Origin of the sequence: Rugamonas fusca, assembly GCF_014042365.1 — a bacterium.
In the GTDB taxonomy this organism is placed as follows: Bacteria; Pseudomonadota; Gammaproteobacteria; order Burkholderiales; family Burkholderiaceae_D; genus Rugamonas; species Rugamonas fusca.
Genome location: NZ_JACEZS010000011.1, coordinates 163,343 through 189,312, shown reverse-complemented (window position 1 = coordinate 189,312; position 25,970 = coordinate 163,343). Strand labels below are relative to the sequence as shown.

At 67.1% G+C, this 25,970-nt stretch carries 25 protein-coding genes; 8 read left to right on the top strand and 17 right to left on the bottom strand.

Translation table 11 applies throughout. From position 1 onward, the window contains the following. Positions 1-12 precede the first annotated feature (12 nt). Together H3H36_RS14615 and H3H36_RS14610 are read right to left on the bottom strand one after the other, a co-directional pair. Positions 13-834 carry an ABC transporter permease gene (locus H3H36_RS14615; protein WP_182218817.1) on the bottom strand — a complete coding sequence of 274 codons (822 nt, stop codon included), beginning with the start codon at positions 832-834 and terminating at the stop codon, positions 13-15. A gap of 12 nt (positions 835-846) precedes the next feature. Continuing rightward, the gene (locus H3H36_RS14610; RefSeq protein WP_375539597.1) at positions 847-1,779 is read right to left on the bottom strand and encodes an ABC transporter substrate-binding protein; all 933 of its coding nucleotides are present in this window, start codon (positions 1,777-1,779) and stop codon (positions 847-849) included. 303 nt (positions 1,780-2,082) lie between these two features. Between H3H36_RS14610 and H3H36_RS14605 the strand changes: the two genes are divergently transcribed. The 3 genes from H3H36_RS14605 to H3H36_RS14595 all read left to right on the top strand — a co-directional run bounded on the left by H3H36_RS14605 (position 2,083) and on the right by H3H36_RS14595 (position 6,318). Continuing rightward, positions 2,083-4,239 (top strand): NHL repeat-containing protein, encoded by a 2,157-nt coding sequence (locus H3H36_RS14605; RefSeq protein ID WP_182218815.1) that lies wholly within the window; start codon positions 2,083-2,085, stop codon positions 4,237-4,239. A 93-nt stretch (positions 4,240-4,332) separates the two neighbouring features. Beyond that, positions 4,333-5,700, top strand: a complete 1,368-nt coding sequence (ffh, locus tag H3H36_RS14600; RefSeq protein WP_182218814.1) for a signal recognition particle protein — start codon at positions 4,333-4,335, stop codon at positions 5,698-5,700. Between the two features lie 246 nt (positions 5,701-5,946). Next, a complete protein-coding gene (locus H3H36_RS14595; RefSeq protein ID WP_182218813.1) occupies positions 5,947-6,318 on the top strand; it encodes an SWIB/MDM2 domain-containing protein in 372 nt (123 codons plus the stop codon). 137 nt (positions 6,319-6,455) lie between these two features. Here the strand turns inward: H3H36_RS14595 and H3H36_RS14590 are convergent, their stop codons facing one another. Together H3H36_RS14590 and H3H36_RS14585 are read right to left on the bottom strand one after the other, a co-directional pair. After that, positions 6,456-7,052 carry a lytic transglycosylase domain-containing protein gene (locus H3H36_RS14590; protein WP_182218841.1) on the bottom strand — a complete coding sequence of 199 codons (597 nt, stop codon included), beginning with the start codon at positions 7,050-7,052 and terminating at the stop codon, positions 6,456-6,458. Positions 7,053-7,132: 80 nt separating this feature from the next. Beyond that, positions 7,133-8,869, bottom strand: a complete 1,737-nt coding sequence (locus H3H36_RS14585; RefSeq protein ID WP_182218812.1) for a proline--tRNA ligase — start codon at positions 8,867-8,869, stop codon at positions 7,133-7,135. A 203-nt stretch (positions 8,870-9,072) separates the two neighbouring features. Here H3H36_RS14585 and H3H36_RS14580 point away from each other — a divergent pair, with 203 nt between their 5' ends. Both H3H36_RS14580 and H3H36_RS14575 read left to right on the top strand, forming a co-directional pair. After that, positions 9,073-9,843, top strand: a complete 771-nt coding sequence (locus H3H36_RS14580) for an RNA pyrophosphohydrolase (protein WP_182218811.1) — start codon at positions 9,073-9,075, stop codon at positions 9,841-9,843. Positions 9,844-10,021: 178 nt separating this feature from the next. Further along, the gene (locus tag H3H36_RS14575) at positions 10,022-10,450 is read left to right on the top strand and encodes a DUF1841 family protein (protein ID WP_182218810.1); all 429 of its coding nucleotides are present in this window, start codon (positions 10,022-10,024) and stop codon (positions 10,448-10,450) included. 101 nt (positions 10,451-10,551) lie between these two features. Here H3H36_RS14575 and H3H36_RS14570 read toward each other — a convergent pair whose 3' ends face one another. Together H3H36_RS14570 and H3H36_RS14565 are read right to left on the bottom strand one after the other, a co-directional pair. Continuing rightward, positions 10,552-10,896 (bottom strand): c-type cytochrome, encoded by a 345-nt coding sequence (locus tag H3H36_RS14570; RefSeq protein WP_182218809.1) that lies wholly within the window; start codon positions 10,894-10,896, stop codon positions 10,552-10,554. Positions 10,897-10,907: 11 nt separating this feature from the next. Next, positions 10,908-11,234, bottom strand: a complete 327-nt coding sequence (locus tag H3H36_RS14565; protein WP_182218808.1) for a c-type cytochrome — start codon at positions 11,232-11,234, stop codon at positions 10,908-10,910. Positions 11,235-11,497: 263 nt separating this feature from the next. Between H3H36_RS14565 and H3H36_RS14560 the strand changes: the two genes are divergently transcribed. The 3 genes from H3H36_RS14560 to H3H36_RS14550 are packed head-to-tail and all read left to right on the top strand — an operon-like array spanning position 11,498 to position 14,141. Continuing rightward, entirely contained in the window at positions 11,498-12,364 is an 867-nt protein-coding gene (locus H3H36_RS14560) for an AAA family ATPase (RefSeq protein ID WP_182218805.1), read from the top strand. Continuing rightward, entirely contained in the window at positions 12,364-12,969 is a 606-nt protein-coding gene (locus H3H36_RS14555) for a GNAT family N-acetyltransferase (RefSeq protein WP_182218803.1), read from the top strand. The genes H3H36_RS14560 and H3H36_RS14555 overlap by 1 nt, the downstream gene beginning before the upstream one ends. A 2-nt stretch (positions 12,970-12,971) precedes the next feature. Then, entirely contained in the window at positions 12,972-14,141 is a 1,170-nt protein-coding gene (locus tag H3H36_RS14550) for a vWA domain-containing protein (RefSeq protein ID WP_182218800.1), read from the top strand. A 60-nt stretch (positions 14,142-14,201) separates the two neighbouring features. Here H3H36_RS14550 and H3H36_RS14545 read toward each other — a convergent pair whose 3' ends face one another. The 11 genes from H3H36_RS14545 to H3H36_RS14495 form a co-directional block, all read right to left on the bottom strand. Next, positions 14,202-14,999 carry a 4'-phosphopantetheinyl transferase family protein gene (locus tag H3H36_RS14545; RefSeq protein WP_182218798.1) on the bottom strand — a complete coding sequence of 266 codons (798 nt, stop codon included), beginning with the start codon at positions 14,997-14,999 and terminating at the stop codon, positions 14,202-14,204. After that, a complete protein-coding gene (locus H3H36_RS14540; RefSeq protein ID WP_182218796.1) occupies positions 14,977-16,209 on the bottom strand; it encodes a hypothetical protein in 1,233 nt (410 codons plus the stop codon). Before H3H36_RS14540 ends, H3H36_RS14545 begins: the two co-directional genes overlap by 23 nt. Positions 16,210-16,225: 16 nt before the next feature. After that, the gene (locus H3H36_RS14535; RefSeq protein ID WP_182218794.1) at positions 16,226-16,957 is read right to left on the bottom strand and encodes an outer membrane lipoprotein-sorting protein; all 732 of its coding nucleotides are present in this window, start codon (positions 16,955-16,957) and stop codon (positions 16,226-16,228) included. Between the two features lie 22 nt (positions 16,958-16,979). Next, a complete protein-coding gene (locus H3H36_RS14530) occupies positions 16,980-18,248 on the bottom strand; it encodes an ABC transporter permease (RefSeq protein ID WP_220459741.1) in 1,269 nt (422 codons plus the stop codon). Then, the gene (locus H3H36_RS14525) at positions 18,236-18,946 is read right to left on the bottom strand and encodes an ABC transporter ATP-binding protein (RefSeq protein ID WP_182218792.1); all 711 of its coding nucleotides are present in this window, start codon (positions 18,944-18,946) and stop codon (positions 18,236-18,238) included. The genes H3H36_RS14530 and H3H36_RS14525 overlap by 13 nt, the downstream gene beginning before the upstream one ends. Position 18,947: 1 nt before the next feature. Beyond that, positions 18,948-19,607 (bottom strand): hypothetical protein, encoded by a 660-nt coding sequence (locus H3H36_RS14520; RefSeq protein WP_182218790.1) that lies wholly within the window; start codon positions 19,605-19,607, stop codon positions 18,948-18,950. A gap of 4 nt (positions 19,608-19,611) precedes the next feature. Further along, the gene (locus H3H36_RS14515; RefSeq protein ID WP_182218787.1) at positions 19,612-20,850 is read right to left on the bottom strand and encodes an alpha/beta fold hydrolase; all 1,239 of its coding nucleotides are present in this window, start codon (positions 20,848-20,850) and stop codon (positions 19,612-19,614) included. 6 nt (positions 20,851-20,856) lie between these two features. Beyond that, a complete protein-coding gene (locus H3H36_RS14510) occupies positions 20,857-22,629 on the bottom strand; it encodes a non-ribosomal peptide synthetase (protein ID WP_182218785.1) in 1,773 nt (590 codons plus the stop codon). 173 nt (positions 22,630-22,802) lie between these two features. Then, positions 22,803-23,792, bottom strand: a complete 990-nt coding sequence (locus H3H36_RS14505) for a tetratricopeptide repeat protein (protein ID WP_182218782.1) — start codon at positions 23,790-23,792, stop codon at positions 22,803-22,805. Between the two features lie 25 nt (positions 23,793-23,817). Next, entirely contained in the window at positions 23,818-24,759 is a 942-nt protein-coding gene (locus tag H3H36_RS14500) for a beta-ketoacyl-[acyl-carrier-protein] synthase family protein (protein ID WP_182218779.1), read from the bottom strand. After that, entirely contained in the window at positions 24,756-25,967 is a 1,212-nt protein-coding gene (locus H3H36_RS14495; RefSeq protein ID WP_182218776.1) for a beta-ketoacyl synthase N-terminal-like domain-containing protein, read from the bottom strand. The genes H3H36_RS14500 and H3H36_RS14495 overlap by 4 nt, the downstream gene beginning before the upstream one ends. Between the last annotated feature and the right edge of the window lie 3 nt (positions 25,968-25,970).

Here is a 25,970-nt window from a genome sequence, read left to right as displayed (position 1 = left end):
ATATGAGAGGGCTCAGTTATCGAGGCCGCGGTGCCAGCGCAGCAGGTGGTTGTTCAGCCGGTTCATCAGCACGTCGATGCCCAGCCCGATCAGGCCGATGCTGATCATGCCGGCGATGATCTTATCGGACCAGAAGTATTCGCGCGCCTCCAGGATGCGGAAACCAAGTCCATTGTTGACGGCGATCATTTCCGACACGATCACGACGATGAAGGCCGTGCCGATCCCGATCCGCACTCCGGACAAAATATAAGGCACGGCGGCCGGCAGCATCACCCGCAGGAACATGGTGCGGCCCGAGGCGCCCAGGTTGCGGGCGGCGCGGATATAAATACCGTCCACCTGGCGCACCCCGGCGATGGTGTTCATCAGCACCGGGAAGAAGGCGCCCAGCGCGATCAGGAACACGGCCGGCGGATTACCGAGCCCGAACCACAGGATGGACAGCGGTATGTAGGCGATCGGCGGAATCGGCCGCAGCAGCTGCACCAGCGGATTGAGCCACGCGTGCACGCGCGCACTGGCGCCCATGGCCAGCCCCAGCGGCAAGGCCAGCCCGGCACCGACGGCGAAGCCGACGAGCACGCGGTACAAGCTGCCCATGGCGTCGCCGATCAGCTCACCGGAACAGGCCCAGCGCAGCCAGCTGCCGGCGGCCGGATCGTACGGCTGCAACGGCAGCAGGTATTCGAACCACTTGTGCACCACGGCCCACGGCGACGGCAGCACCTGCGGGTTGACCCAGCCCAGCGAGGCCGCGCCCTGCCACACGGCGATCACCAGGGCCGGCAGCACCAGCCCCACGCCGGCCTCGCGCCACTGCGACTTTGCCATGGATGTCCTCTCTTATTTGACGTTCAGGCTTTTCTTGGCCGCGTCCAGCAAGTCCGTCTTGACCCAGTCGCGGGCCACGGGCGGCTTGGCCATGCGGCCCACGCCGGTCTTGACCATGATGTCGGTGGTGACCTGGATGTGCTCGGGCGTGATGTCGTAGGAATACGGCGAATTGCCGATCGCATCGTCGAAGTCCTGCTTGCTCAGCTGGCCCTTGAACACCACCTCGCGCACATACTTCTCGGCCACGGCCTGGTTGTCGATGAAGGTCTTGGTGGCCTCCACGAAGCAACGCATGAACTTCTCGGCCAGCGGCCGCTTCTCCTTGTAGAACTTCTCCGTCATCACCATGGTGCGCACGGGCGCGCCGATCGGCGTGTCATACGGCTTGAGCATTTCGTTGCCATAGCCCTTGTTGATGGCCTGCGACGATTGCGGTTCGGATTGCATCATGGCGTCGATATTCTTGCCCAGCATGGCCTGGTTCAAGTCGGCGTAGGCCAGATACACCAGTTGCACGTCCTTGCCCGGCTGGTCCGAGGCCGTCATGCCGGCCTGCTGCAATTCGGCCAGCAACAGCACTTCCTGGATGCCGCCTCGGGTCACGCCCACCTTCTTGCCCTTCAAGTCCTTGACGCTCTTCATGTGCAGGTCGGCCCGGCCCACCAGGCGCGCACCGCCCTTGGCGAAGCCGGCCACGGCATAAATGGGCGCGCCGCCGGCGCGGCCCGAGATGGCCGCCTCGGACGCGGTGGTGCCCACATCCAGTTCGCCGGCGATGATGGCCTGCATCACGTCCAGCCCCTTGGCGAACACGTGCTCATCGACCTTGATGCCGCACTTGGGGGCGATCTCCTTAATATAGGACACGGCGCCGTAGTGGGCGAATTTCAGGTTCCCCAGCCGCACCACTTCCTGTGCCTGGGCCTGGGCCGCGCTCGCCATCGTCAGCGCCGCAAGCGCCACTATTTTGCCGATGCTTGTCAGTTTCATCCATTCTCTCCTCTAATTAGCGGCCTGCAGCCGTATTTCTGTCCGCATCATAGCAAGATTTCCCTTTAGTTAAACAGTTGTGACAATGCGAGAGACTCGGCGCCCGCACCGCGATGCATAATGCGCATCGTTGATTTTTTGCCATGCCGCCACAACGTCGAATCCGCTCCTGCGCAGCGCCCGTGCCGTCGCCGTCCTTGCCTGCAGCCGCCGCCCCAGCTGCAGTTTTTCTTATTTAGCTTAAGTATTGAATCCATGTCAGCCCATCTCCCTCACGGCACCCTGCGCGCCCTCCTGTCTTCCCTGATCCTGAGCGGGGCGCTGGCCGCCTGCGGTGGCGGCGGCGGCACGCCGGCCCCGGCCACGCCCGCCACACCCGCCCCCGCCACCACGCTGACGGTGAGCGGCAGCGCCCCCGAACTGCACGCCGGCGGCCAGCCGCTGGCGCTGACGGCCGCGCTCGACGGCGCCGGCACCGTTGCCTGGCAACTGGCGCCCGGCAGCATCGGCGGCCTGAGCGCGGCCAGCGGCGCCAGCGTGAATTACCTGCCGCCGGCACAAGTGGCCACGCCGACCCAAGTCACGATCACGGCCACGTCCGGCGGCTTGAGCAAGACCATCGTGCTGCAACTGCTGCCGCCGACTGGGCTGAGCCTGATCGCCGGCGACATCGGCGGCAAGTTCATCCTCGATGGACCAGGCGTGGCCGCCCGCTTCGGCGGCATCCTGAACGCCACGCGCGATGGCGCCGGCAACCTGTACGTGGCCGACTACAGCGAATCCCGCAAGCCGACCATCCGCAAGATCAGCGCCGACGGCAACGTCACCACCATCGTCCATGACGACTGGCTCATCAGCGACGGCGCTTACGGGGCCGCCGTGATCGCGCTCAGCGTGGCACCCGACGGCAGCGTCTACCTGCTGCAAGAGCAATCGATCTGGGTCACCAACGCGGGCGACCGCTACACGTATTACGTGCGCAAACTGCACGCCGACGGCAGCGCCACCACCGTCGGCAAGCTGCCCGACCGCGTCTCCGCCACCAACCTGGTGGCTGGCGCCGGCGGCACGGTCTACCTGCTGGCGGGCGACCACGTGGGCCAGATGAACGCCGATGGCAGCTATCAGGTGCTGGCCGGTGTGCACGGACAGGGCGCCTCGCCCGACGTGGATGGCAGCGGCGACGCGGCGCGCTTCAGCACGCTGTTCGACATGGTGGGCGGCGCGGACGGCACCCTGTATGTGGCGGACGAGCGCGGCGTGCGCCAGGTCAGCACGAAAGGCGTCGTCACGACGCTGGCCCGCCTCGGCCCCGGCCCCACCGACGGCGACGCTGCCAGCGCCGGCCTGCAAGGCCCGCGCAGCGTGGCGCTCGACGCCAGCGGCGCCGTGCTGGTGCTGGACCGTCCCATTGATAACAGCGCCAACTCCTATGACGTGCGCCGCATCGCTGGCGGTACCATTCACACCCTGTTCCGGCAGAACGATCCGGCCGGCTTGTGGGCCGGACAGTGCGGGCGCACTGGCACGCCGGACACCTTCCTGCGCATGGGTGCGGACGGCGCGCTGCTGGCCATCGGCGCGGCCGCCATCGTGCGCCTGGACGCCGACGGTACGCGCCATCCGTTCGTCGGCCTGGACAACGGCAGCGGCCTGCCCGCCGATGGCCAGGGCGCCGCGGCGCACTACTGTGATCCCGGCATGATGGCGGCCGACCACGACGGCAATCTGTACACCATCGACGGCGGCGCGAACGACGCACGCCCGTTCCAGCATCGGCTGGTGGTGCGCAAGACCACGCCGTCCGGCCAGGTCAGCACCTTGCCGCAGACGGCCGACGGCAAGCCGTCGGGCCTGGTGGTCGATGCGGCCGGCCGGCTGCTGCTGGCCTTGCGGCCGGTCGGCGCGAACCACCTGCCCATGGACGGCGGCGCGATCTACTGGCTGCAGCCAAACGGCGCCATGACGCTGGTGGCCGGCCAGCCCGGTCCGAACAGCGCCGTGCCGCTGCAGCGCGACGGCGCCGCCACCGAGGCCCGCTTCGGCGGCCCCACCCTGCTCGGGGCCGACGCGGACGGCAACGTCTACCTGTCCGACTACGACCAGCACAATAGCGCCCACACGACCTTGCGCAAGCTGAGCCCGCAGGGCGTGGTGAGCACCATCGCCAGCCTGCCGCCGGGCCTGAACGCGGCGCCCGATGGTTATGTGTACCAGGCCGACTACAACAAGCGCGTCCTGTACCGGCTGGCGCCCGACGGCAGCCGCACCGACATCGCCGGCAGCGGCGAGCGTGCCTTCTTCGGTGCCCTGCCGGTCCAGTTCGATTACAGTACGGCGCTGGTGCCCACCGGCCCCCACACCTTCGCCGTGATCGCCGGTTCGGCCGTGCTGCGCCTGGTGCTGCCATAAGCGGGGCGGGTGGCGGGGGCGCCACGATGGGGTAAAATGGCGGCCATCGTCCGGCCCCGGCCGGCCAACCTCCAGACTGATTCCAGGTTCATCATGCTAGATAATCTCACCCAGCGTCTCGCCAAGGTCGTCAAGACCATGCGCGGCGAGGCCCGCCTGACCGAGGCCAACACCGCTGAAATGCTGCGCGAAGTGCGGCTGGCGCTGCTGGAGGCCGACGTGGCCCTGCCGGCCGTGCGCGAGTTCATCGCCCGCGTCAAGGAAAAATCCATGGGCGAGGAAGTGCTGTCCTCGCTCTCGCCCGGCCAGGCCCTGGTGGGCGTGGTGCAGCGCGAACTGGCCGCCATCATGGGCGCCGACCTGGGCGAACAAGCCGCCCAGCTCAGCTTCGCCCAGCAGCCGCCCGCCATCATCCTGATGGCCGGCCTGCAGGGTGTCGGTAAGACCACCACCGTCGGCAAGCTGGCCAAGTACCTCAAGGAACAAAAGAAGAAGAAAGTGCTGACCGTGTCGGCCGACGTCTACCGTCCGGCCGCGATCGCCCAGCTGCAATCGGTGAGCGGCCAGGTGGGCGCCGACTTCTTCCCGTCCACGGCGGCCGACAAGCCGGTCGACATCGCGCTGGCCGCGCTGGACTGGGCCAGGAAGCATTACCACGACGTCTTGATCATCGACACGGCCGGCCGCCTCGGTATCGACGAAGAGATGATGCGCGAGATCGCCGCCATCCACGGCGCCGTGAAACCGATCGAAACCCTGTTCGTGGTCGACGCCATGCTGGGTCAGGACGCCATCAACACGGCCAAGGCCTTCAACGACGCGCTGCCGCTGACCGGCATCGTGCTCACCAAGCTCGATGGCGACTCGCGCGGCGGTGCGGCGCTGTCGGTGCGCCACATCACGGGCAAGCCCATCAAGTTCGCCGGCGTGTCCGAGAAACTGGACGGGCTGGAAGCGTTCGACCCGCAGCGCATGGCCAACCGCATCCTGGGCATGGGCGACATCCTGGCCCTGGTCGAGGAAGCGCGCAAGGGGGTGGACGCCAAGGCGGCGGCCGACCTGGCGCAAAAGATCAAGGTCGGCGGCAAGTTCGACATGAACGACTTCAAGGCCCAGCTGGGCCAGATGAAGAAGATGGGCGGCATGGCCAGCCTGGTCGACAAGCTGCCGGCCCAGTTCCAGCAGGCGGCCGGCAACGCCAACATGGACCAGGCCGACAAGCAGGTGCGGCGCATGGTCGGCATCATCGATTCGATGACGCCGCTCGAGCGGGCCAAGCCGGAGCTGATCAAGGCCACCCGCAAACGCCGCATCGCGGCCGGCGCCGGCGTGCAGGTGCAGGAAGTAAACCGCATGCTGACCCAGTTCGAGCAGATGCAGACCATGATGAAAAAACTGTCGGGCGGCGGCATGATGAAGATGATGCGCTCGATGAAAGGCATGATGCCGGGCCTGCGTTAAGCCCTGTTTCGTCATCCTTGGCAGTACTGGCGACACCGCCTGCGCGCCCCGCGCCAGGCGGTGTTTTTACGTGTAAAGACAGGGGCTGGTGCCCCTGAACCGTGCGTGAGCGCACCGCCCCCCTGATTTAAGTGGTGTTTCCGGGAAAAAACGCGAAAAACACTTGCATCCCCGGACAATCCCCACCAATATTAGCCGTGCGATCAATTGCGCAATTTTCCATGTGTTCGTTAAGGAGGCTAGAAGATGGCAACAGCCAAAAAAACCCCAGCAGCAGCACCAGTCAAGAAAGCGGCGGCCGCCAAGCCCGCCGCCGTGAAAAAAGCAGCACCCGCCGTGAAAAAAGCAGCCGCTCCGGCCGCACCGCGCAAACCGAACGCCGCTTTCATGAAGGAAATGACGCCGTCGGCCGTGCTGGCCGCCGTGGTTGGCGCCGCCCCGTTGCCGCGCACTGAAGTGACCAAGAAAGTGTGGGACTACATCAAGAAGCTCAACCTGCAGGATCCAGCCAACCGCCGCATGATCAATGCCGACGACAAGCTGAAGGCCGTATTCGGCGGCAAAGCCCAGGTGTCGATGTTCGAGATGACCAAGCTGATCTCCGCGCACCTGTCCTAAGCGCTGGCGGCCATGCGCGCCGAGCGAACCGCCCCGCCCGACCGGCCGGGGCGTTTTTTTTCCCGCCCACAAAATCGGGGACGTAACACGATTTTTCCCACAAGATAAATCATGTTACGTCCCCGATTTTTCTTTGCCTACAGCGGTGACTTGAACTTCCAGTTCTGCCACGCCGACAGCACGGCGTTCGGATATTCGGGGCGGCCGCGGCTGCCGTTGTAGCGGCCCAGCGCCAAATAGAGGTTGCCCGCTTCCATGTCCAGGTACATGCGCAGGATGGCGCAGCCGTAGCGCAGATTGGTCTGCATATTGAACAGGGCGCTGCGGTTGCGGTCGCCGATCACGTTGGTCCAGAACGGCATCACCTGCATGTAGCCGCGCGCGCCCACCATGGACACGGCGTACTTGCGGTAGGCCGATTCCACCTGGATCAGGCCCAGCACGAGACCGGGGTCGAGGCCGGCCCGGTGCGCCTCGTACCACGCCGTTTCCAGGAATTCCGTGCGCACCTGCTGGTCCGGCAGGCGCCGCTGCAAGCGGGCCGACATCTGCGCCAGCCACACCTGGTAGCGCTGCTGGTCGGCGGGATTGCGGAACGTGGGCTTGGGCGGACGGGCGTCCAGGATGGCGTTCGACAGCGCCAGCCGCACCGAGTCGGCCAGCGCCTCCTCCTTCTGGCTGCCGGCGTGGGCATTGGGGCCGTGCAGCGCCCCCGTGGCCAGCGCCAGCGCCATCGCCCAGCGCTGGGGCCGGGCCCACCAGCGGCGCCGGTCGGCGCCGTTGGCTGGACGGGGGGCGGTCAGGGTGTCCACGGTCAGGCCGCGAGCTTGCCCTTGATGAAGGGGATGATGTCGGCCAGCGGCACGGCCGTGGCTTCCGTATCGCGGCGGCCCTGGTATTCCAGATTGCCTTCCTTCAGGCCGCGCTCGCCGATCACGACGCGGTGCGGCACGCCGATCAGTTCCCAGTCAGCGAACATGGCGCCCGGACGCAGGCCGCGGTCGTCCACGATCACGTCGATGCCGGCCGCCTGGGCTTGCGCGTACAGCTGCTCCGTTTCCGCCTTGACCAGCTCGCTGCGGTCCATGCCCATCGGGCACAGCACCAGCTCGAACGGGGCCAGCGCGGTCGGCCAGATGATGCCCTTGTCGTCGAAGTTCTGCTCGATGGCCGCGCCCAGGATGCGGGTAATGCCGATGCCGTAGCAGCCCATCTGCAGCGGTGCCGGCTTGCCGTTCTCGTCCAGGAAGGTGGCTTTCATGCTTTCCGAATAGGCCGTACCGAGCTGGAACACGTGGCCCACTTCGATGCCGCGTTCGATGGCCAGCACGCCCTTGCCGTCCGGCGAGGCGTCGCCTTCGACCACGTTGCGCAGGTCGGCCACGAGGGCCGGTTCGAGCGCATCGCGGCCCCAGTTGGCGCCCGTGTAGTGGAAACCGGCGTCGTTGGCGCCGCACACGAAGTCGGCCATGTTGGCCACCGTGCGGTCGGCCACCACGGTGACGGGGGCCTTGGTGCCGATCGGGCCCAGGTAGCCGGGCACGCAGCCGTACACTTCCAGGATTTCCGCTTCGGTCGAGAAGCGGTGGGCGGCCAGGCCGGGCACCTTGCCGACCTTGACTTCGTTCAGTTCATGGTCGCCGCGCAGCAGCAACATGAAGTATTGCCGGGTGACCTTGCCATCCTGCTCGTGGTCCACCGTCAGCGCGATGGTCTTGACGGTGCGGCTCAACGGCAGGCCCAGCAGCTCGGCCACCTGTTCGCACTTGGTCGCGTTCGGGGTGGACGCCTTGACCAGGGCTTCCGTGGCGGCCGGACGGGCGGCCGCCAGCGGCAGCGCCTCGGCCGCTTCCATATTGGCCGCGTAGTCGGAGGTCGGGCAGTACACCAGCGCATCCTCGCCGGTGCTGGCGATCACGTGGAATTCGTGCGAGCCGGTGCCGCCGATGGCGCCGTTGTCGGCCGCCACGGCGCGGAACTTCAGGCCGAAGCGGTTGAAGATGCGGGTGTAGGCGTCATACATGACCTTGTACGACGCTTGCATGCCGGCCAGGTCGCGGTCGAACGAGTAGGCATCCTTCATGGTGAACTCGCGGCCGCGCATCAGGCCGAAGCGGGGGCGGCGCTCGTCGCGGAACTTGGTCTGGATGTGGTAAAAATTCAACGGCAGTTGGCGATAGGATTTAATTTCCGAACGGACAACATCGGTGATCACTTCCTCGGACGTGGGCTGGATGGCGAAGTCGCGGCCGTGGCGGTCCTTGACGCGCATCAGTTCCGGCCCCATCTTGTCCCAGCGGCCCGTTTCCTGCCACAGTTCGGCCGGCTGCACGAGCGGCATCAGCAGTTCAATGGCGGCGGCGGCGTTCATCTCTTCGCGCACGATCGCTTCGACCTTGCGGATCACCCGCAAGCCCATCGGCATGTAGGTGTAGATGCCCGAGCCCAGGCGTTTGATCATGCCGGCCCGCATCATCAGCTGGTGGCTGACGATTTCGGCATCGGCTGGCGCTTCTTTAAGCGTGGAAATAAAAAATCGGGAGGCGCGCATAACGGTGAATTCTTTTTAAAAAGAGAGGGTTATAATCAACCTAATTTTAAAGGATTAGCTGGCTGATGCGTCCATACTTTATACAAATGCGTTCAATTGATGGCGTTGCGGCCGTTTTCGTACCCCGAAAACCGTGCCGGCACGCCAATTTGTGGGCAAAAATGTAAGCCGGACGCTTAGTCGCAGAAAGTTTGAGGTGCAACATGCTCGATCGTGAAGGGTTTCGGCCCAACGTCGGCATCATCCTGCTGAACGCCCATAACGAGGTGTGGTGGGGCAAGCGGGTGCGCGAGCACTCATGGCAGTTTCCGCAAGGCGGTATCAAGTACGGTGAAACGCCGGAACAGGCGATGTACCGGGAGTTGGAAGAGGAGATCGGGTTAAGGCAGGAGCACGTCAAGATCGTCGGCCGCACGCGCGACTGGCTGCGCTACGAGGTGCCTGACCACTTCATCAAGCGGGAAATCCGCGGCCACTACCGGGGGCAAAAGCAGATCTGGTTTTTGTTGCGCATGTGCGCGCGCGACAACGACGTCAACCTGCGCCTGACCGACCATCCCGAATTCGACGCCTGGCGCTGGCATGACTACTGGGTGCCGCTGGACGTGGTGATCGAATTCAAGCGCGAGGTGTACCAGCGCGCGCTGCAGGAATTGTCGCGTTTCCTGACCTGGCCGGCGCATGGCAACAGCCAGCACCGCCACACGTCGCGCTATTTGCGCCAGCCGCACGCGCCCCGGGCCGTGACGGCGCCGGCGCCGTGCGCGGAAGGCGTGCCGGCCAGCGCCGCGGCGCAGCCGGGTGCGCAGCCGGAAGCGCTCCAGCAGCAGGCCGGCGGCCCGGCCGGACGCGGACAGCCACGCCCGCCCCGCCAGGCACCGGCGACGCCGGTGACCATCGCCCCGGCCGCGCCGGCGGCCCTGGCCCCGGCCGTGCAGGAGGAAGCGGCGGACGTGGTCAAGGCGGGCGGCTGACGGTCATCGGGCCAAAACAGTATTCACCGTATGGGCAGTATGGGCGGGCGGGACGGCCGGATGGCGGTCCCGCCCGTTTTGCTGCACGGCCGCATCGCCAGGCGAGATGTCCGTCGCGGGTGCGCGCCTGGCGCAGCGGGTACAATGGCGGCTGGCTGTTCCATCCCTGATACCACCCATGTTCAATCCCTCCTCCGACGACGTGCGCCGCTTCTTCTGCGAGACGTTCCGCAAGCAGCGCGCCAACGACATCCTCAGCCCCATCGAAGCCATGGCGGCCGACTGGATCCGTCACCACCCCGAATACGACGACCTCCTGAGCGACGTGGAAGCGGCGCTGGCGCGCGACTTCAGCGTCGACAGCGGCCAGACCAACCCCTTCCTGCACCTGGCTATGCATTTGTCGATCGACGAGCAGATCTCGATCGACCAGCCGCCCGGCATCCGCGAGGCGGCCACCGCCCTCACCTTGCGGCTGGACTCGGCCCACGACGCGCACCACCAGATCATGGAATGCCTGGGCGAGATGATCTGGACGGCCCAGCGCTCCGGCCTGCCGCTCGACGGCGACGCCTACGTGGAAAGCGTGCGGCGCCGCCTCAAATAACCACCGGCCCATCAAAACGGGGACGGACCCCAATCTTCGCATAGCGAAAATTGGGGTCCGTCCCCGATTTGATGGGCCGTGCAGGGCCTGGCGATGCCGGCTTAGCGGTGCGGCGTGGACAGCGTGCCAGGCAGGCTGTGCAGGTAAGCGGCCAGGTCCTTGATGTCCTGGTTGCTCAGTGGCTTGACCTGGCCGCCCATGATGGCGTTGCCGCGGCCGTTGGCGCCGTCGCCGCGCTTGTAGGCCGTCAGCGCGTGCTCCAGGTAATCCTTGTGCTGGCCGGCCAGCTTGGGATAGCTGGGATCGATCGGGGTGTTGAAATCCTTGCCGTGGCAGGCGAAGCAGCTGTATTTTTCCGTCAGGGCCTTGCCGGCTTCGATATTGCCGCTGGCGAAAGCGGACAGCGAGACGGCCGAGCAGAACAGGGCGGTGATCAGTTTTTTCATCGGTTCAGTCCTTATTTCGCCGTTTGCTGGGAATAGTATGCCGCCACGTCCGCGATGTCCTGGTCCGACAGGCTGGCCGCGATGCCCTTCATGGAGGGGTGCTTGCGCTCGCCCTTCTGGTAAGCCTTGAGCGCATTCTCGATATACTTGGCCGACTGGCCACCAATCATAGGCACCTGAAACACTTCGGGGAAGGTCGCCTTGTAACCGGGGATGCCGTGGCAGCCGATGCACATTTCGATCTTGGCGGGAGCGGCCTGGGCGTTCCCTACGATGTCGGCCGCCGAGGCGGTGTGGGCGAAACCTGCGAGCACGAGAAGTGCGTAGATTTTTTTCATGGTGTGGTGGCTAAGTAATCAATAGGAATCGGATACAGCCCAAGCGCAAAACTTGACTTTTGCGCTATCAATCGCCGATTCTAACTCAAGAATGTTTCCATAGTCTATCAAGAATCATGGACAAACCGGCCGATCTTCGCTAGGCGTGGCGCGCCGTTCCCACCCCGCTTTGAAGCCAGCCTCTAGTGACTTGTCTTATACTTCAGCGATAACTTCTGCGAACCGCAGCATCCTTCCCCCTTTCCACAGTGAGACCGCCATCCATGCACGCTAACCAAGCACCCGCCCCGCGCTTCGAGGGTTCCGACAACTACGTCGCCACCAACGACCTGAAACTGGCCGTCAACGCATCGCTGACGCTGCAACGCCCGCTGCTGATCAAGGGCGAGCCGGGCACCGGCAAGACCATGCTGGCCGAGGAAGTGGCGGCCGCGCTCAACATGCCGCTGATGCAGTGGCACGTCAAGTCCACCACCAAGGCCCAGCAAGGCCTGTATGAATACGACGCCGTGTCGCGCCTGCGCGATTCGCAGCTCGGTGACGAGCGCGTGCGCGACATCCACAACTACATCGTCAAGGGCGTGCTGTGGCAGGCGTTCACGGCGCCCGAACCTGTCGTGCTGCTGATCGACGAGATCGACAAGGCCGACATCGAATTCCCCAACGACCTGCTGCGCGAACTGGACCGCATGGAGTTCTACGTGTACGAGACGCGCGAGATGGTGGTGGCCAGGCACCGCCCGCTCGTCATCATCACCTCCAACAATGAGAAGGAATTGCCGGACGCCTTCCTGCGCCGCTGCTTCTTCCACTACATCAAATTCCCCGACCGCGACACGATGGAACAGATCGTGTCGGTCCACTACCCCAACCTGAAACGCGAACTGCTGGCCCAGGCCCTGCAGACGTTCTACGAAGTGCGCGACGTGCAGGGCCTGAAGAAGAAGCCATCCACCTCCGAATTCCTCGACTGGCTCAAGCTGCTCATGGCCGAGGACATCCCGGCCGAAGCCCTGCGCAGCCAGGACGCCAAGACCATCGTGCCGCCGCTGCATGGCGCCCTGCTCAAGAACGAACAGGACATCCACCTGTTCGAGCGCCTGGTGTGCATGGCCCGGACCAACCGCTGATGAACGCCGCCCTGCACTCCCCCGTCCCCGTCACGCTGGAATGGAACGGCGTGCGGCTCGAACCGCTGGCGCCGCACCACGCGGACGGCCTGCGCGCGGCCGCCGCCGACGGCGAACTGTGGCAGCTGCGCATCACCTCCGTGCCCACACCCGAGGAGACGGACGCCTACATCGACAAGGCCATCGCCATGCGCCCGTCGCGCCTCGCGTTCGCCGTGGTCGACGCGGCCAGTGGCGCCGTGATGGGCACCACCAGCTTCCACGACATCGTGCCGGAACTGGACCGCCTTGAAATCGGCTACACCTGGTACGCGCGCAGCCGCCAGCGCAGCCACGTCAACACCACCTGCAAGCTGCTGCTGCTCGGCCATGCGTTCGACACGCTGGGCTGCGCCGTGGTCGGCCTGCGCACCGACATCTTCAACCACACGTCGCAGCGCGCCATCGAACGGCTCGGCGCCAAGCGCGACGGCGTGCTGCGCCACCACGCGCTGCGCCGCGACGGCACCGTGCGCGACACCGTCATGTACAGCATCGTGCGCGGCGAGTGGCCTGAAATCAAAGCCCATTTGCACTACAAGCTGCACCAGAGCGGAGGGCGCTGACCATGCTGATCGATTTCTTCTTCACCCTCAAGGACGCCAAGATCCCCGTCACGATCAAGGAATTCCTGACCCTGCTCGAAGCGATGCAGAAAAACGTCATCGAACCGTCGATGGACGATTTCTACTACCTGTCGCGGCTCGCGCTGGTCAAGGACGAAGCCCACTTCGACAAGTTCGACCGCGCTTTCGCCCAGTACTTCAAGGGCATCAACGCCGCGTTCGAGACCAACAGCGCCATCCCGCTGGACTGGCTGGTGCAGCGCATGAAGCGCGAACTGACCGAGGAGCAGATCGCCCAGCTGGAAAAATTTGGCTACGACAAGCTGATGGACCGGCTCAAGGAACTGCTCAAGGAACAGAAGGAGCGCCACGAAGGCGGCAGCAAGTGGATAGGCACGGGCGGCACCTCCCCGTTCGGCCACGGCGGCACCAACCCGGAAGGGGTACGCATCGGCGGCAAGGGCGGCAACCGCACGGCCGTCAAGGTGTGGGAAGCGCGCGCCTACAAGGACTACGACGGCGAACGCGAACTGGGCACGCGCAACATCAAGGTGGCGCTGCGCCGGCTGCGCAAATTCGCGCGCGAAGGAGCCGAGGAGGAACTGGCGCTCGACGCCACCATCCGCGCCACGGCCAGCAACGCCGGCTACCTCGACATCAAGATGCGCCCCGAGCGCAAGAACAAGGTCAAGGTGCTGATGCTGTTCGACGTGGGCGGCACCATGGACGACCACATCGAGCGCACGGAGGAACTGTTCTCGGCCTCGCGCACGGAATTCAAGAACATGGAGTTCTTCTACTTCCACAACTGCGTGTATGACCACCTGTGGAAGAACAACCGGCGCCGCCACGCGGAACGCTTCGCCACCTGGGACGTCCTGCGCAAGTACCCGCCCGACACCAAGCTCATTTTCGTCGGCGACGCCACCATGAGTCCCTACGAGATCCTGCAGCCGGGCGGCTCGGTGGAGTACAACAACGAGGAGGCGGGCTCGGAATGGCTGGCCCGCTTCACCAACGCGTTTCCCAAGTTCGTGTGGCTCAATCCGGAACCGGAAGGCATCTGGCAATACCGCCAGTCCGTCTCCATCATCCGCCAGCTGATGAACAACCGCATGTTCCCGCTGACGATGGAAGGGCTGGAACGGGCCATGCGCACGCTGAGCAAATAAGCGCGCGGCCTTCAGCCGCTGGCGGGCGGCGGCAAGCGGCCACCGCCACCGCCACCACAGTCACCACGCACACACGGTCAGCACGGTGTGCGCGTCGAGCATGGTGAAATCCATCTGGCCGGTCTGGCCGGCGGGCCATGCCGGCGCCAGCGTTTGCAGCAGCGTGTAGCGCAGCCGGCCCGCCGCCGTATCGAACTGCTCGATCCGCAGGGCATCGAAGCCGAAGTAGCGGCCCACCACAGGGGAGATGGCTTTGTAGAAGCTCTCCTTGGCGGAGAACGCGATGGCCAGCAGCACGCGGTACGGCCGCGTGCCGTGCGCGCGCAGCAGGCGCAGCTCCGCCGCCGATAACACCTGTGTTTCCACCGCCGCGGCCGCGGCCGCATCGGGCACGGATTCGATGTCGATGCCCACGCCATGCAAGGCGCGGGCCGACACCGCGCAAGCTGCCGCTAACCCCTTGTCGTGGCTGATGGCGCCAACGGCGCCGGCCGGCCACACTGGCTGCCGGTGCTTGCCGCGCCCGACCTGCGCCCCGTGCCAGCCGGCGCCGCGCAACGCCTGCCGCGCCGCGAGCCGGCCAAAGAAAAATTCGGCCTGCCGATGGGGGACGCTGCACGCGATGTCGGGTGGGCAGGGCAGGCCGTGTTGCGCAAACTGGCGCGGCGCGAACTGCGCCTGATCGAACCGCAACAGGTGGATGGGCAGCATGATGGCGCCCGCCCGGTGGCGGAGCAGCCGCACATCGACCAGGCCGCTCAAGCCGCCCAGGCCAGCGACGTCGACGACGGGCGCTGCCCCAGCGGCGGCGCGCCGGGTGGCGGCGCCTGCCCCGCTAAAACTTCCAGCTGGACTCAAAATACACCTGGTCCCTGGTCGGCAGCTGCGCCGTCACGCTGGTGCGCGGTCCGCCATACCAGCGCGCGCCGACGTTCCAGTCCCACGCCCCGCTCGACCATCCCACCGTCGCCGTCGCGATGCGGCCCGCGTCGGCGGGATGCCACAGCTGGTACACGCTGATGGCATACCCGTCGTAACCCCAGTTGAATGACACCAGCACGTTGCTGCGGTGCAGATTGGTCTGCAACAGGGCGTCGCTTTGCCACGCCAGATTGCCCGCCAGCGGCGCCCGGCCGGCAACCGGCGCCGACGAGGCCATGTGCGCCAGCAGGCGATTGCGGGCCGTCCAGTCGCGCCACGTCGCCGGGCTCGGCGCGCCGCCATCCCACCACCACTCCGTGATCAGATTGACGTTGTTGGCACTGGACCAGGTATTGCCGAGTAATACGCGCTGGCGACGACCCACCGTGCAATCGCGGGCCGGCGTTTCACCGACCAGCCCTGACGGCACATCCACACACAGCGTATCGAGCGCCTGCGCGCTGTTCCACGAGGCATGCCACTCCGTGCTATCGGTCGCGACCCAGGACAGGGAGGCGCCCACGCTGGCGTGCGTGCGCTCGCCCCAGCGCCCGAAGCCATACAGATCGACCGCCCCCTGGTGGCGGAAATAGCGGCCGGCCAGGGCCGGTTCGTCGCCGCCCACGCTGTGCGCGGAGCGGGTGGGATTGACGGCCACGAGGGACAGGGCGGCATCGTCATCGAATTTCTCCACCATCAGCAAGGGCCGTCCTTGCAGCGTGTTATCGGTCAGCAGCATGCGCGCTTCCTGCTGGATCAGATCGTTGGGGCGAAAGCCCCAGCCCACGTCCCAGGAGACGATCTTGCGGCCCACCGTGTAGTACCAGCCCAGCGCCGCGCCGGAGGCGTTCAGCTCATTGAACCTGGCATAGCTCGACCAGGCATCGGCCCCCACTTTGAACTGGGTCAAGGCGGCCGACGCCACCACGGGGCCGGCCACCAGCTTGACGTCCGCGTTCAGGGTGCGTAGCGATGGCGCGGCGTCGCCCCCCGGCAAACCCAGCTGCTGGGCCTGGTACAAGGTCGAATTCGGCTGTCCATGGGGATCGTCGAGCCGGAACCGCAGCCACCCGCTGACCTCCACTGCCGGATGCCCCTCCTCCGCCCGGCCTGGCGCGGGCGCCAGCAGCACAAGCGAGCACAGCATGACTACGCGCAAATCACTACTCCAGGTTGGGGTTACGGGCCAGGAACATGGGGTTGAGCCACTCGGTGGGGATGGCCCGCTCCTTGTGCGACAGGTAGGTGACGCGCGTCATCTTGTGGTTCGACACCAGGTCCTGCAAATCCATGTAGCTGACCATGCCGTTTTCCATCGCGAACGAGGCGCTCTTGGCCAGCTTTTCGGACTGCACGTACAAGTCGGCCTTGACGGGCTCCTTCTTCGCCTTGCCCAGCCACAGTTCGATGCGCTGGTAGGTCAGGCCGCCGCGCTTGGCGTTGAGCGTCAGGTGCACGCACGTCTGGGCGCCGCACGCTTCCTCGCCCACCACCTGGCCCGTGTAATCCTCGGACCAGGACAGGGTGGCGATGTCGCCGGTGGACGCTTCGCCGAGCAGCTTCTGGGTGGGCGTGATGCGGATCGGACGCTGGCTCGAGGGCAGGAACATCCAGAAGTCGTCGCCCAGCATCAACACCTTCTGCCCCTGCTCGGATGGGCTTTGCATCAGCACCAGCGTCTTGTGGCCCGTTTCCGTCAGCACCATGTAGTCGCGGCGCTTTTCCAGGCTGCCGTCGCGCGCATAGACTTCGATGCGCATCTGCACCTGCACATTGCTGCTGCTGGCGCGGTAATAATCGGCCTTCCTGATCATCTCCTGGGCGTCCGGCGTGGCCGCTTGCGCCAGGGTCGCGCAGGCGCCCAGGCCGAACAAGGCTATCCATAATGGTTGCATGCGTCTCTCCAATGGTGGTGCTTCAAACGTGGGCCAGCGCATCGACCACACTCTGGTTCAGGCTGCGCCGCGTGACGGCCAGGCTGGCCGCCGCGCACAGCAGCGGGAACAGGGTGACGACCAGCAGCGTCATGCTCCAGCTCAGATCGATCAGCAGCGGATAGCCATAGGTATTGCCGGGCGGGGGCGGCATCTGCACGTTGAGCAGCAAGAGCAGGCCGGCCACCAGCAAGGCCAGCAAGGCGCCCAGCACGGCGCCGCCGCCGCCCAGCAACAGCGCTTCCAGTCCGAACATGCGCATCAATTGCGACGGCAAGGTGCCCATGGCGCGCAGTGCGCCGATCTCGCGGGTGCGCTCGACGACGGCCATGGCCATGGCGTTGGCCACCACGATGAACACGATCAGCGCGATCACGGCGCCCAGCGAACCGAAGATGATGTCGTACAGGCTCTTGACGCTGCGGTACACGTCCGAGAAGTCGAGCCAGGTTTTCACTTGCAGGCCCTGGGCGCGAACCAGCGGCAGCTGTTGCAGCCGCCGCTGGGCCGCTGCGACGCCGTCCATGCGGTCCAGGAATACGCCCACATTGCTGACCCGGTGCGTGGCCAGCAAGCGCTGGGCCGTGCCGAGGTCGCAATAGACGAGGCGCTTGTCCAGTTCGGTGACGCCGGAGCTGACGATGCCGCGCACGGTCACATCGACGGCGTTGAAGGCGCCCTCGGTGGTGGTGGCCAGCAGGGTCAGCTGGCCGCCGACCTTGGCCTTGAGCGTATGGGCCAGCGCTGCGCCGATCACGATCTCGTTGCTGTTGTCGCCCGTGATGACGTCACCGTCCTTGACCCGCAGGAACGGCCCCCGGACGGCGAACTCGGCATCCGGATCGATGCCGATCGCCAGCATCACGGCGGACTTGTCGCCGTTGCTGAGCAAGCCGGTGAACTCGATCCTGGGCAGCACGTTGCGCACGTGCTCGTCCGTGAGCAGCGCGCTGCGCAGCGCCTCCCAGTGGTCCAGGCCCGTTTGCAGCGGCACGTCCTCGTCATCGTCGAACGCGGCCGGCTTGGCCAGGATCAAGTGCCCGGTGCTGCGCGCGCTGCTCTCGGCCAGGCCGTGGTAAGTAAACAGCGCGAAGCCGGCCGCCACCAGGATGGCGCACGCGCCCAGCGCCGTGATGCCCAGCGTGACCAGCGAGCGGCGCTTGTTGCGCATCGTGTTGGCGGCCGCGAAGCGCAGCCAGCGCAGCCACGATTGCAGCCCGGCGTCGCCCTGGGGGTGGGTTACGCCAGACATGGCCGCTCCTCGTCCGAAGGCACGATCACGCCGTCGCGCAGCGCGATCACGCGGTCGGCCCGCCGTGTCAGGCGCTCGTCGTGGCTGGCGATCAGGAAGGCGGCGCCATGCTTGTGCGCGCTGGCCCGCATCAGGTCCAGCATCTGCCCGGCCGTGACCGTGTCGAGGCTGGCCGTCGGTTCGTCGGCGATCACCAGCGCCGGCTGCTTGACCAGCGCCCGCGCGATGGCCACGCGCTGCCGCTGGCCGCCCGACAGCGCGTCCGGCCGGTGGCGCGCATGCTCGCCCAGGCCGACTTCCTCCAGTATCGTCAGCACGCGCGCGCGCCGTTCCCCGCTGGGCACGCCGGCCACGAACAGCGGATATTCAACATTCTCAAAGACATTCATCACTGGTACGAGATTAAAATTCTGGAATACGAAACCGATGCCGTCGCGCCGCCGCAGCGTGGCCGCGATCACGTCGTTGACGTCCACGTGCTCGCCCTGGAACAACACCTGTCCGGCATCGGGCGCGTCGATCAGGCCGCAGATGTTGAGCAGGGTGCTCTTGCCGCTGCCGGACGGCCCCGTCAGCGCCAGCAACTGGCCCTGACGCACCTGCAAATCGACCCCCTGCAAGGCCGGGATCACGTGCTGGCCCATGCGGTAGGTCTTGCGCACCTGGCTCAGGGTGAGCGGCAAACCTGGTCCGCCCATGTCAGTGTCCCAGTTGCTTCAACAGCGCCTGCGCCTCGCCGGCCTGGGGCAGCTTGTTGCTGATCACGGCCTGCGCGTACTGGCGGGCCTGCTCGGTGCGCTTGCTTTGCCGGGCCTGAGTCGCGGCGCGCATCAGCAAGTTGGCCTGGAACGCGGGCGAGGCTTTGGCGAAAGCGGGACTGCGGATCGCGTCATCGAGCAGCCTGGCGCCGCGCGGCCCCTTGTGGAACGCTTCGGGCAAGCTCAGGAACGTGTTGGCCGCCGTGAAACGCACCAGCAGACTGGCCGGATCGCCGCCATAGCTGGGCGCGTCGTGGACCGGCTTCAGCATCGCCAGCGCCTTCTCGATCTGGGCCACGCCATCATCGACCAGGCCCAGCGAGGCCATCGGGTCGGTGGCCGTGGTGGCCATCCAGGCATGGGCGGCGCCCGTGTAGGCCAGCAGCACGGGATCGCCCGGCTCGGCCGCGCGCAGGGAGTCGAAGGCCTGGTAGGCTTGCTTGATCTCCGCATTGTCGTGTTCGGCCGCCGAGAAATGCCGGAACGCGGCCTGGTACTGGGCTTCCGTGGCCGCCTGGGCGCCGTACATGACGCCGCCGAAGGTCAGGGCCAGGACGGTGGCGGCGGCAAGCTTGCGGTGCATTGGAAAAGAATAGGGCATGGTATTAGTCCTCAGTGAGAATGGCAGGGGCGGGGTGGGCGGACGCCGGCCGGCGCCCGCAGTGTTGTCCAATGAAGGACGTAATCAGCGGCAGGAAGGGATTGCCGTCCAGCAGCACATCGAGGTGGTTGCCGCTGTCGAACTCGTGCAGGCTGGCCCGCGGCAGCAGCTGCGCCAGCCGGCGCGACTGCTCGGGATGGACCATGCGGTCGGCGCTGGTGGTCAGGATGCGCGTGGCACAGGCGAGGCGCGGCGCCACCGTCCTGGCATCGAAACTGGTGGCCGCGCTGTGGACCAGCGCATGGCGGCGCAGCAGCGCGAAGCGGGTGTACGGATGCAGGATGAACGGCGCCAGCTCGGCCGGCAAGCTCATGGCGAAGCCCGGTTCCAGCAAGGTGGCATGCAGCGTGCGCGCCTGCGCCTCGCTGGCGCAAATATCCTGCAACATGGTGTTGTATTGCTGCTCGAACGGCGTGGCCGGATCGTGGTCGCCGACCTTGACGGCGGCGTGGCAGATCGTCAGCGACCCCAGTTGCGGGCCCAGCGTCGCCGCCGCCACCAGCGCCGGCGCCGTCGCCGCGCAGATCGCCACCAGGTGCACCCGCTCCAGCCGGCGGGCCCGGATCACCGCCACCACCTCCCCGGCCAGCGCGCCCACCGGGTCGGCGGCGATGCGCGCCAGCGGATCGTCGCCGAACAGTGCGGGCGACTCCCAGCACAAGGTCGTGTGCTGGCGCGCGAGCGCGCGCATCACGGGCCGCAACGCGGCCATCGGCACGCCGCACAGGGGCACGAGCACGATGGTGGGCGCGTCCGGCGCCGGGCGCGGCGCGGGCCACGTTTCCAGCCGCGCCGGCCCGCCGCCGGTGGCGATGGTCTCGACCACCGGACTGCAAGCCGTCAGGCGCCATTGCGCCACCACGGCCCGCGCCTGGGCCGGCTCCGGCAACGCCAGGTCCGGGCCGAACGCCAGATAGCGGCTCAGGGCGAGATCGAGGCTGTTGACGTCGGACGGGCGGCGCGCGCAGCACCGGAACGGCGGCAACGCCAGCGCCTCGCACAGGGCCGCCAGCGCCCGCTCGGCCGCATCGAACGCCGCCTCGTCCATGGGCGCGCGCGAAAACACGCGCGGCGGCTGCTCGCAGGACGCGAGGAAGCCGCGGCAATCGTCGAGCTGCTGGACCAGGCGCATGGTCCGGGCGTGCGCGGGCACGCCGGCCGGGGACATGGAAAAGTCAGCCATGGCGCGTCACCGTGTCACCTGATCCGGCCCGCGCTGCTCGCGTATCGCCTGCGCCACCACGTTGATGGTGACGGGCGTTTCGTACACGTCGAGGATCAGCTTGACGCCGTACAGCGCATGCACGGCGCCCAGCATCTTCACCAGCGTGATGGAGGTGCCGCCCAGGGCGAAGAAGTTGTCGTCGTCGCCGATCCGCCCGCAGCCCAGGATGTGCGACCAGATATTGCGCAGCAAGCCATGCAGGGCGGCGTCGCCGTCCGGCCCCGGCGTGCGCGCCGCTTGCGGCGCGCGCACGCAGGCGGCGATGTCCAGCTTGCCGTTCTCGTTCATGGGGAACTGCCGCACCAGGTAGAAATGTGACGGGAGCATATAGTCCGGCAACTGCGCCGCCAGCGCCGCGCGCAGCCGCTGTTCCATGGCCAGCGGATCGCGCAGCCCCGCCTCGGTCGCGATCACGCAGGCGACCAGGCGGCGTTCGTGGTCGGGGAAATCGGCGGCCGTGGCGATGCAGTCCACCACCTCCGCGCAGGCCCGCAACGCTTGCTCGATCTCTCCCGGCTCGATCCGGTAGCCGCGAATCTTCAGCTGGCGGTCGGCGCGCGATACGTAGGCGAACGCGTTGGGCGCGATCCGCATGCCGACGTCGCCCGTGTCGTACCAGCGCAGCAGGGTGCCGTCGCCGTCGGGCGCCGTGTAGAAATGGGCCGCCGTCAGGGCTTGCGCGCCCAGATAGCCGGCCGCGACGCCCGGACCGCCCACGTGGATCATGCCCGGGGTGTCGAGCGGGGCGTCGCTGCCATCGGGCAGCACGATGCGCATGCGTAAATCGCCGATGGGCGCACCGATGGGGTTGGGGCCATCGCCATCCAGGTCGCGCTCGGTGACCAGGTGGTGGGTCGCGACGATGGTCGTTTCCGTCGGCCCGAACATATTGACCAGCGCCGGCCGCCGCAGGCCCACTTGCGCGGCCCAGGGGCGCAGCGCCTGGAAGTCCAGCTTCTCGCCGCAGAACACGATCATGCGCAGGCTGGCCGGACATCCGGCCGACAGCAAGGCCGGCATCAGGTTGCGGAACGCGGACGGCGTCTGGATCAGCTGGGTGACCTGTTCCCGATGCAGCAGTGCGGCGAAGCGTTCGGGATCGCGGGCCACGTCGCGCGGCGTCACCACATGACGGCCGCCATGTAACAGGGCCCCCCAGATTTCCCACCCCGACAGGTCGAACGATGGCGAATGGAAGCCGCACCAGACGTCGCTGGCCGCGATGCCGAATTCGTCACGGGTCGATGCGAACAGGCGCAGCACATTGGCGTGCGTGACCATCACACCCTTGGGCTTGCCGGTCGAACCCGAGGTGTACATCACGTACAGCAGGCGGCCGGCGCCGGCCGGCAGCACGGGGCGGCGCGACGGCTGCAGGGGCCGCACGGCCACGCCCGCGCCGTCGGCCACCACGGCGGCGCTGGCGCCGCAATCGCCGAGGATGTAGTCGCGCCGGCTGGCCGGATAACGGGGATCGATGGGCACGTAGGCCGCGCCGGTACGCACGATGGCCAGCATGGCCACGATCAGATTGATGCCCCGTTCGAGCGTCAGGGCCACGAAGTCGCCACTGCGCACGCCCGCCTGTTCCAGCGCGCAGGCGAGGCGCTCTGCGCGCAGCGCCAACTGGGCGTAGCTCACGCTTTGCTGGCCTTCCACCAGCGCGACGGCGTGCGGCCGGGCGGCCACGGCGAGCGCGAAACGCTGTCCAACCGTCTCGGCCTGCTCCCCTGTCACGTCATGATGATCGCGACGGTACTGCTCCTGACTGCATTGCGGTCCGACGCCAGCGGCGCCCGGATCGGTAAGATGACTGTATTCCAAACCTGCCTCTTTCAACAACGAAGTTGTACATCGAATTTGTTGCGGCCGGTCCGGGCCGCGCCGGCGCGGCCCGGACGCAACGCACCTCAGCCCAGCTCGTCCAGCAATTTCCGGGCGCCGTCCACGTTCCCCTTCAGCATGCCGGGCTGCTTGAGAAAGCGCTCCAGCAACTGCCTGGCCTTGTGCTTGTCGCCCTTGCCCGCATACGCCTCGCCCAGGCGCTGGTCGATGGGCAGCGTCGGCGCGCCGGCGAGGTTGCCGGCCTGGTCCAGTTGCGCGATCGCGGCATCGAACTGTTTCGCTTGCAGCGCGCAGCGGCCCAGGCCATAAAACCCTTCGGCACGGTCGGGGAAATCCTTGCTGAGCTCCGCGAACACGGCGCGGGCCCGCTCGCCCTGCCCATCCTCCATCAGGGCCAGGCCGAAATCCATGCGCGCCAAACGCAGGCGACGCGCCAGGTGCGCATCGTCGCCCGCGTTAACACTGCGGAATTCCTTGAGCGCCTGGTCGAACTGGTCGTCATGGGCGGCGATCTGGCCGCGCAGGATCTTGGCGTACTGGGCCTGTTCGGGCGGGGTCGCCGCGGCGGCGGCGCGCGCCTTGTCGGCGCCGCCGCCGACGATGCGCGGTGCGTTCAGATAAAACGCGACCAGGGCCGCGCGGGCCGGCAGATAGGCGGGCTGCGCCTGTACGGCCTGCGCGAAGGCCTGGCCGATGGCCGCGCCGTAACGGACGGCCGTCAGCGGGCTGCCGTTGGCGACCTGCTGGCTCATCAGCATGCCCAGCGCGAGCTGGCAGGGTGCGCCCTGGGGCTGCTGGTCGACGCAGCTGCGCGCCTGCGTCAGCGCCACCTCGCCCTGGTCCGCGTCCGCCTCGGCGGCCAGCGCCAGCGCCAGCACGGCATCGGGGTCATGGCGATGCGCAGCCAGATGCGTGCGCGCCTGACGTTGCAGTTGCGCCAGCTGGTCGGCCTCATACAGCGCCTGCCACTGGGGATGGGCCAGCTCCGTCACCTGGGCGTGCGCGCCGGTGGCCAGGGCGCCCAGCAAACACCAGCTCATACGATGCAATTTCATGCTCTTCACTCCCTTCATCCTGTGTTCAGGCGCGGCGCTGCAAGCCGAGCACAAAGCGGCTGCCGCCGGCGCTGTCCATGTTGAACAGCAGTAGCGCGCGCTGCGTGGCCCCGCTCAGCAACTGCTGCATGGCCAGCGGCAGCAGGGCCGCCGTCAAGTTGTTCATCGCGTTGGGCAGATTGATGGCGAGCCGCGCCGCATCGTCCCAGTCGCCGGGCAGCTCGATGGCCTCGCCTGCGGCGGCCTGCGCGCAGATCGCCAGTTGCCAGTGCTCCGATGCGGCCAGCGGCGCGCGCGTGAGGACCATGCCCGCCGCCCCGCTCACGCGAGGGCGGCCATCGCCCAGCGCCTCGAGCGCTTGCGCGTGCACGGGGCAGATCTCGTCGGCGCCGATCACGAGGAAGGCATCGGCGCGGCCGTGCAGGAACGACAGATACGCATACTCGAGCGCGGCGCACATGCCGCGCGCGCCATCGTCGAACGCGATGGCGGCCGCATGGGTGTCGAAGACGGCCGAGGTTTGCGTCGTGATGGCGCTCGGTATGGAACTGGGCAGCAGCATGGTGTCCGTCCGGTGCCAGCCATCGCGCACGCCCACCGTCTCGAACTCCAGCGAGATCCCGGTGGTGTCGGAGGTGGCGGCGATGGCCACGCCCAGGCGCTGGCCGTCGATGTGGGATGCGGCCAGGGTCTGGAGCAGGCATTTGCCCACCATGGCCGCGTACACCGTGCTTTTGGCGGCCGAACGGGAGCGCGCCACGCCGCTGCCACGGGCCACGGCGGGCGGCAGGTCGTCCGGCAGGCGCGGGCCGGGCCGCAGCGCATAGGCGCCGGCGCCGTCGAACACGACCGGATTGTCCGTGCCTTGCCAGGCCTCGCCCAGCGTGCGCGCGACGACGCGGTAGTCATGCTGGAGCCATCCCAGGGCATGCAGGTAAGGCCCATTGTGCAAAAGTTGCGCCTTCATTGAAGCTCCTGTACGGGAAAGATGACGGCGGCGGCATTGATGCCGCCAAAGCCCAGGGCGGTGATCAGCATGGGACCCGGTTCGATCGCCTGGGGCTGGCCCAGCACGAGCGACAGATTGGCGTACTCGGGACGGGTGGTGCCGGCCACGTGGGGTAGCACTTGCTGCCGGTTGGCCTCGCACGCGGCCAGCACGTTGAAGCCGCTCGACGCGCCCATGGTGTGGCCCAGCGATCCCTTGGTCGAGGTGCAGGGCGGCGAGCGGTCGCCAAACACCAGTTGCGCGACGGCCGCTTCGGTCTTGTCGTTCTGCCGCGTGCCGGTGCCATGCCAGAAGATGGCCCGCACGTCGGACGGTTGCAGGCGTGCCTGTTCGAGCGCGGCGAAGACGGCTTGCGACACCCCTTGCGGATTGGGTTCGACCATGTGCGCCGCATCGCAATTGGTGGCCGTGCCGGCGACGATGCCCTGCACCCCGCTGTGCGCCAGCAGGCTGCGGCGCGCGACCAGCATGGCGACGGCGCCCTCGCCCACGGTGGTGCCGTCGCGCTCGACGTCATAGGGCGTGCAGCCGCGCTCGGACATGGCGCCCAGGTTGCTGAAGCCGACCGAGGCCACGCGCGACAGCACGTCTATGCCAACGAGCAAGACCGCATCGCACAGGCCGGCATTGATGCGGTCGGCCGCATACGACAGGGCCACCAGCGACGAGGCGCACGCGGCCGACACGTCGATGCCCGGCAGCTGCCGTTCCAGTCCGGCGTTGATGGCCTCGGCCAGGCGCACGCTCAGCACGCCTTCCCAGGTGGGCGCCGCGAGGTCGGCGTCGGCGCGCTGCGCATGGCGGTGGTCGACGAGGGCCGACAAGGGGCCGGGGTCGAAATGGGAACTGGCGATCATCAAGGTGAGCCGGGCCTGCCGATGGTGGGCGCAAAACGCATCGACCGCCGCTTTCATTTGCTGGCCAACCACCGTGGCCAGGGTCCGGGCCCGGTACTCGTAGGCGGGCTGGCCCGGCAGGCCGGGGAAGGCGCCGATGGCCGACAGCGGCGGCGTGTCCGGCCACGCGCCGAGGATGTCCTTGCCGGCGACAAAGTTGCGCTGGCCCGCCAGCAGGGCCTGCCAGCATGCGGGCCAGGAGTCGCCGATATTGGCGATGGCGTAACATGGTCGCGCGATGGCGATTTCTTCACGATACTGTTCGATCATGGC

What these genes read in the sequence shown, in the direction of transcription:
- H3H36_RS14615 (WP_182218817.1), bottom strand. Translation starts at nt 834, where the DNA reads ATGGCAAAGTCGCAGTGGCGCGAGGCCGGCGTGGGGCTGGTGCTGCCG.
- H3H36_RS14610 (WP_375539597.1), bottom strand. Translation starts at nt 1,779, where the DNA reads ATGGCGAGCGCGGCCCAGGCCCAGGCACAGGAAGTGGTGCGGCTGGGG.
- H3H36_RS14605 (WP_182218815.1), top strand. Translation starts at nt 2,083, where the DNA reads ATGTCAGCCCATCTCCCTCACGGCACCCTGCGCGCCCTCCTGTCTTCC.
- ffh (WP_182218814.1), top strand. Translation starts at nt 4,333, where the DNA reads ATGCTAGATAATCTCACCCAGCGTCTCGCCAAGGTCGTCAAGACCATG.
- H3H36_RS14595 (WP_182218813.1), top strand. Translation starts at nt 5,947, where the DNA reads ATGGCAACAGCCAAAAAAACCCCAGCAGCAGCACCAGTCAAGAAAGCG.
- H3H36_RS14590 (WP_182218841.1), bottom strand. Translation starts at nt 7,052, where the DNA reads ATGGCGCTGGCGCTGGCCACGGGGGCGCTGCACGGCCCCAATGCCCAC.
- H3H36_RS14585 (WP_182218812.1), bottom strand. Translation starts at nt 8,869, where the DNA reads ATGCGCGCCTCCCGATTTTTTATTTCCACGCTTAAAGAAGCGCCAGCC.
- H3H36_RS14580 (WP_182218811.1), top strand. Translation starts at nt 9,073, where the DNA reads ATGCTCGATCGTGAAGGGTTTCGGCCCAACGTCGGCATCATCCTGCTG.
- H3H36_RS14575 (WP_182218810.1), top strand. Translation starts at nt 10,022, where the DNA reads ATGTTCAATCCCTCCTCCGACGACGTGCGCCGCTTCTTCTGCGAGACG.
- H3H36_RS14570 (WP_182218809.1), bottom strand. Translation starts at nt 10,896, where the DNA reads ATGAAAAAACTGATCACCGCCCTGTTCTGCTCGGCCGTCTCGCTGTCC.
- H3H36_RS14565 (WP_182218808.1), bottom strand. Translation starts at nt 11,234, where the DNA reads ATGAAAAAAATCTACGCACTTCTCGTGCTCGCAGGTTTCGCCCACACC.
- H3H36_RS14560 (WP_182218805.1), top strand. Translation starts at nt 11,498, where the DNA reads ATGCACGCTAACCAAGCACCCGCCCCGCGCTTCGAGGGTTCCGACAAC.
- H3H36_RS14555 (WP_182218803.1), top strand. Translation starts at nt 12,364, where the DNA reads ATGAACGCCGCCCTGCACTCCCCCGTCCCCGTCACGCTGGAATGGAAC.
- H3H36_RS14550 (WP_182218800.1), top strand. Translation starts at nt 12,972, where the DNA reads ATGCTGATCGATTTCTTCTTCACCCTCAAGGACGCCAAGATCCCCGTC.
- H3H36_RS14540 (WP_182218796.1), bottom strand. Translation starts at nt 16,209, where the DNA reads ATGCTGTGCTCGCTTGTGCTGCTGGCGCCCGCGCCAGGCCGGGCGGAG.
- H3H36_RS14535 (WP_182218794.1), bottom strand. Translation starts at nt 16,957, where the DNA reads ATGCAACCATTATGGATAGCCTTGTTCGGCCTGGGCGCCTGCGCGACC.
- H3H36_RS14530 (WP_220459741.1), bottom strand. Translation starts at nt 18,248, where the DNA reads ATGTCTGGCGTAACCCACCCCCAGGGCGACGCCGGGCTGCAATCGTGG.
- H3H36_RS14525 (WP_182218792.1), bottom strand. Translation starts at nt 18,946, where the DNA reads ATGGGCGGACCAGGTTTGCCGCTCACCCTGAGCCAGGTGCGCAAGACC.
- H3H36_RS14520 (WP_182218790.1), bottom strand. Translation starts at nt 19,607, where the DNA reads ATGCCCTATTCTTTTCCAATGCACCGCAAGCTTGCCGCCGCCACCGTC.
- H3H36_RS14515 (WP_182218787.1), bottom strand. Translation starts at nt 20,850, where the DNA reads ATGGCTGACTTTTCCATGTCCCCGGCCGGCGTGCCCGCGCACGCCCGG.
- H3H36_RS14505 (WP_182218782.1), bottom strand. Translation starts at nt 23,792, where the DNA reads ATGAAATTGCATCGTATGAGCTGGTGTTTGCTGGGCGCCCTGGCCACC.
- H3H36_RS14500 (WP_182218779.1), bottom strand. Translation starts at nt 24,759, where the DNA reads ATGAAGGCGCAACTTTTGCACAATGGGCCTTACCTGCATGCCCTGGGA.
- H3H36_RS14495 (WP_182218776.1), bottom strand. Translation starts at nt 25,967, where the DNA reads ATGATCGAACAGTATCGTGAAGAAATCGCCATCGCGCGACCATGTTAC.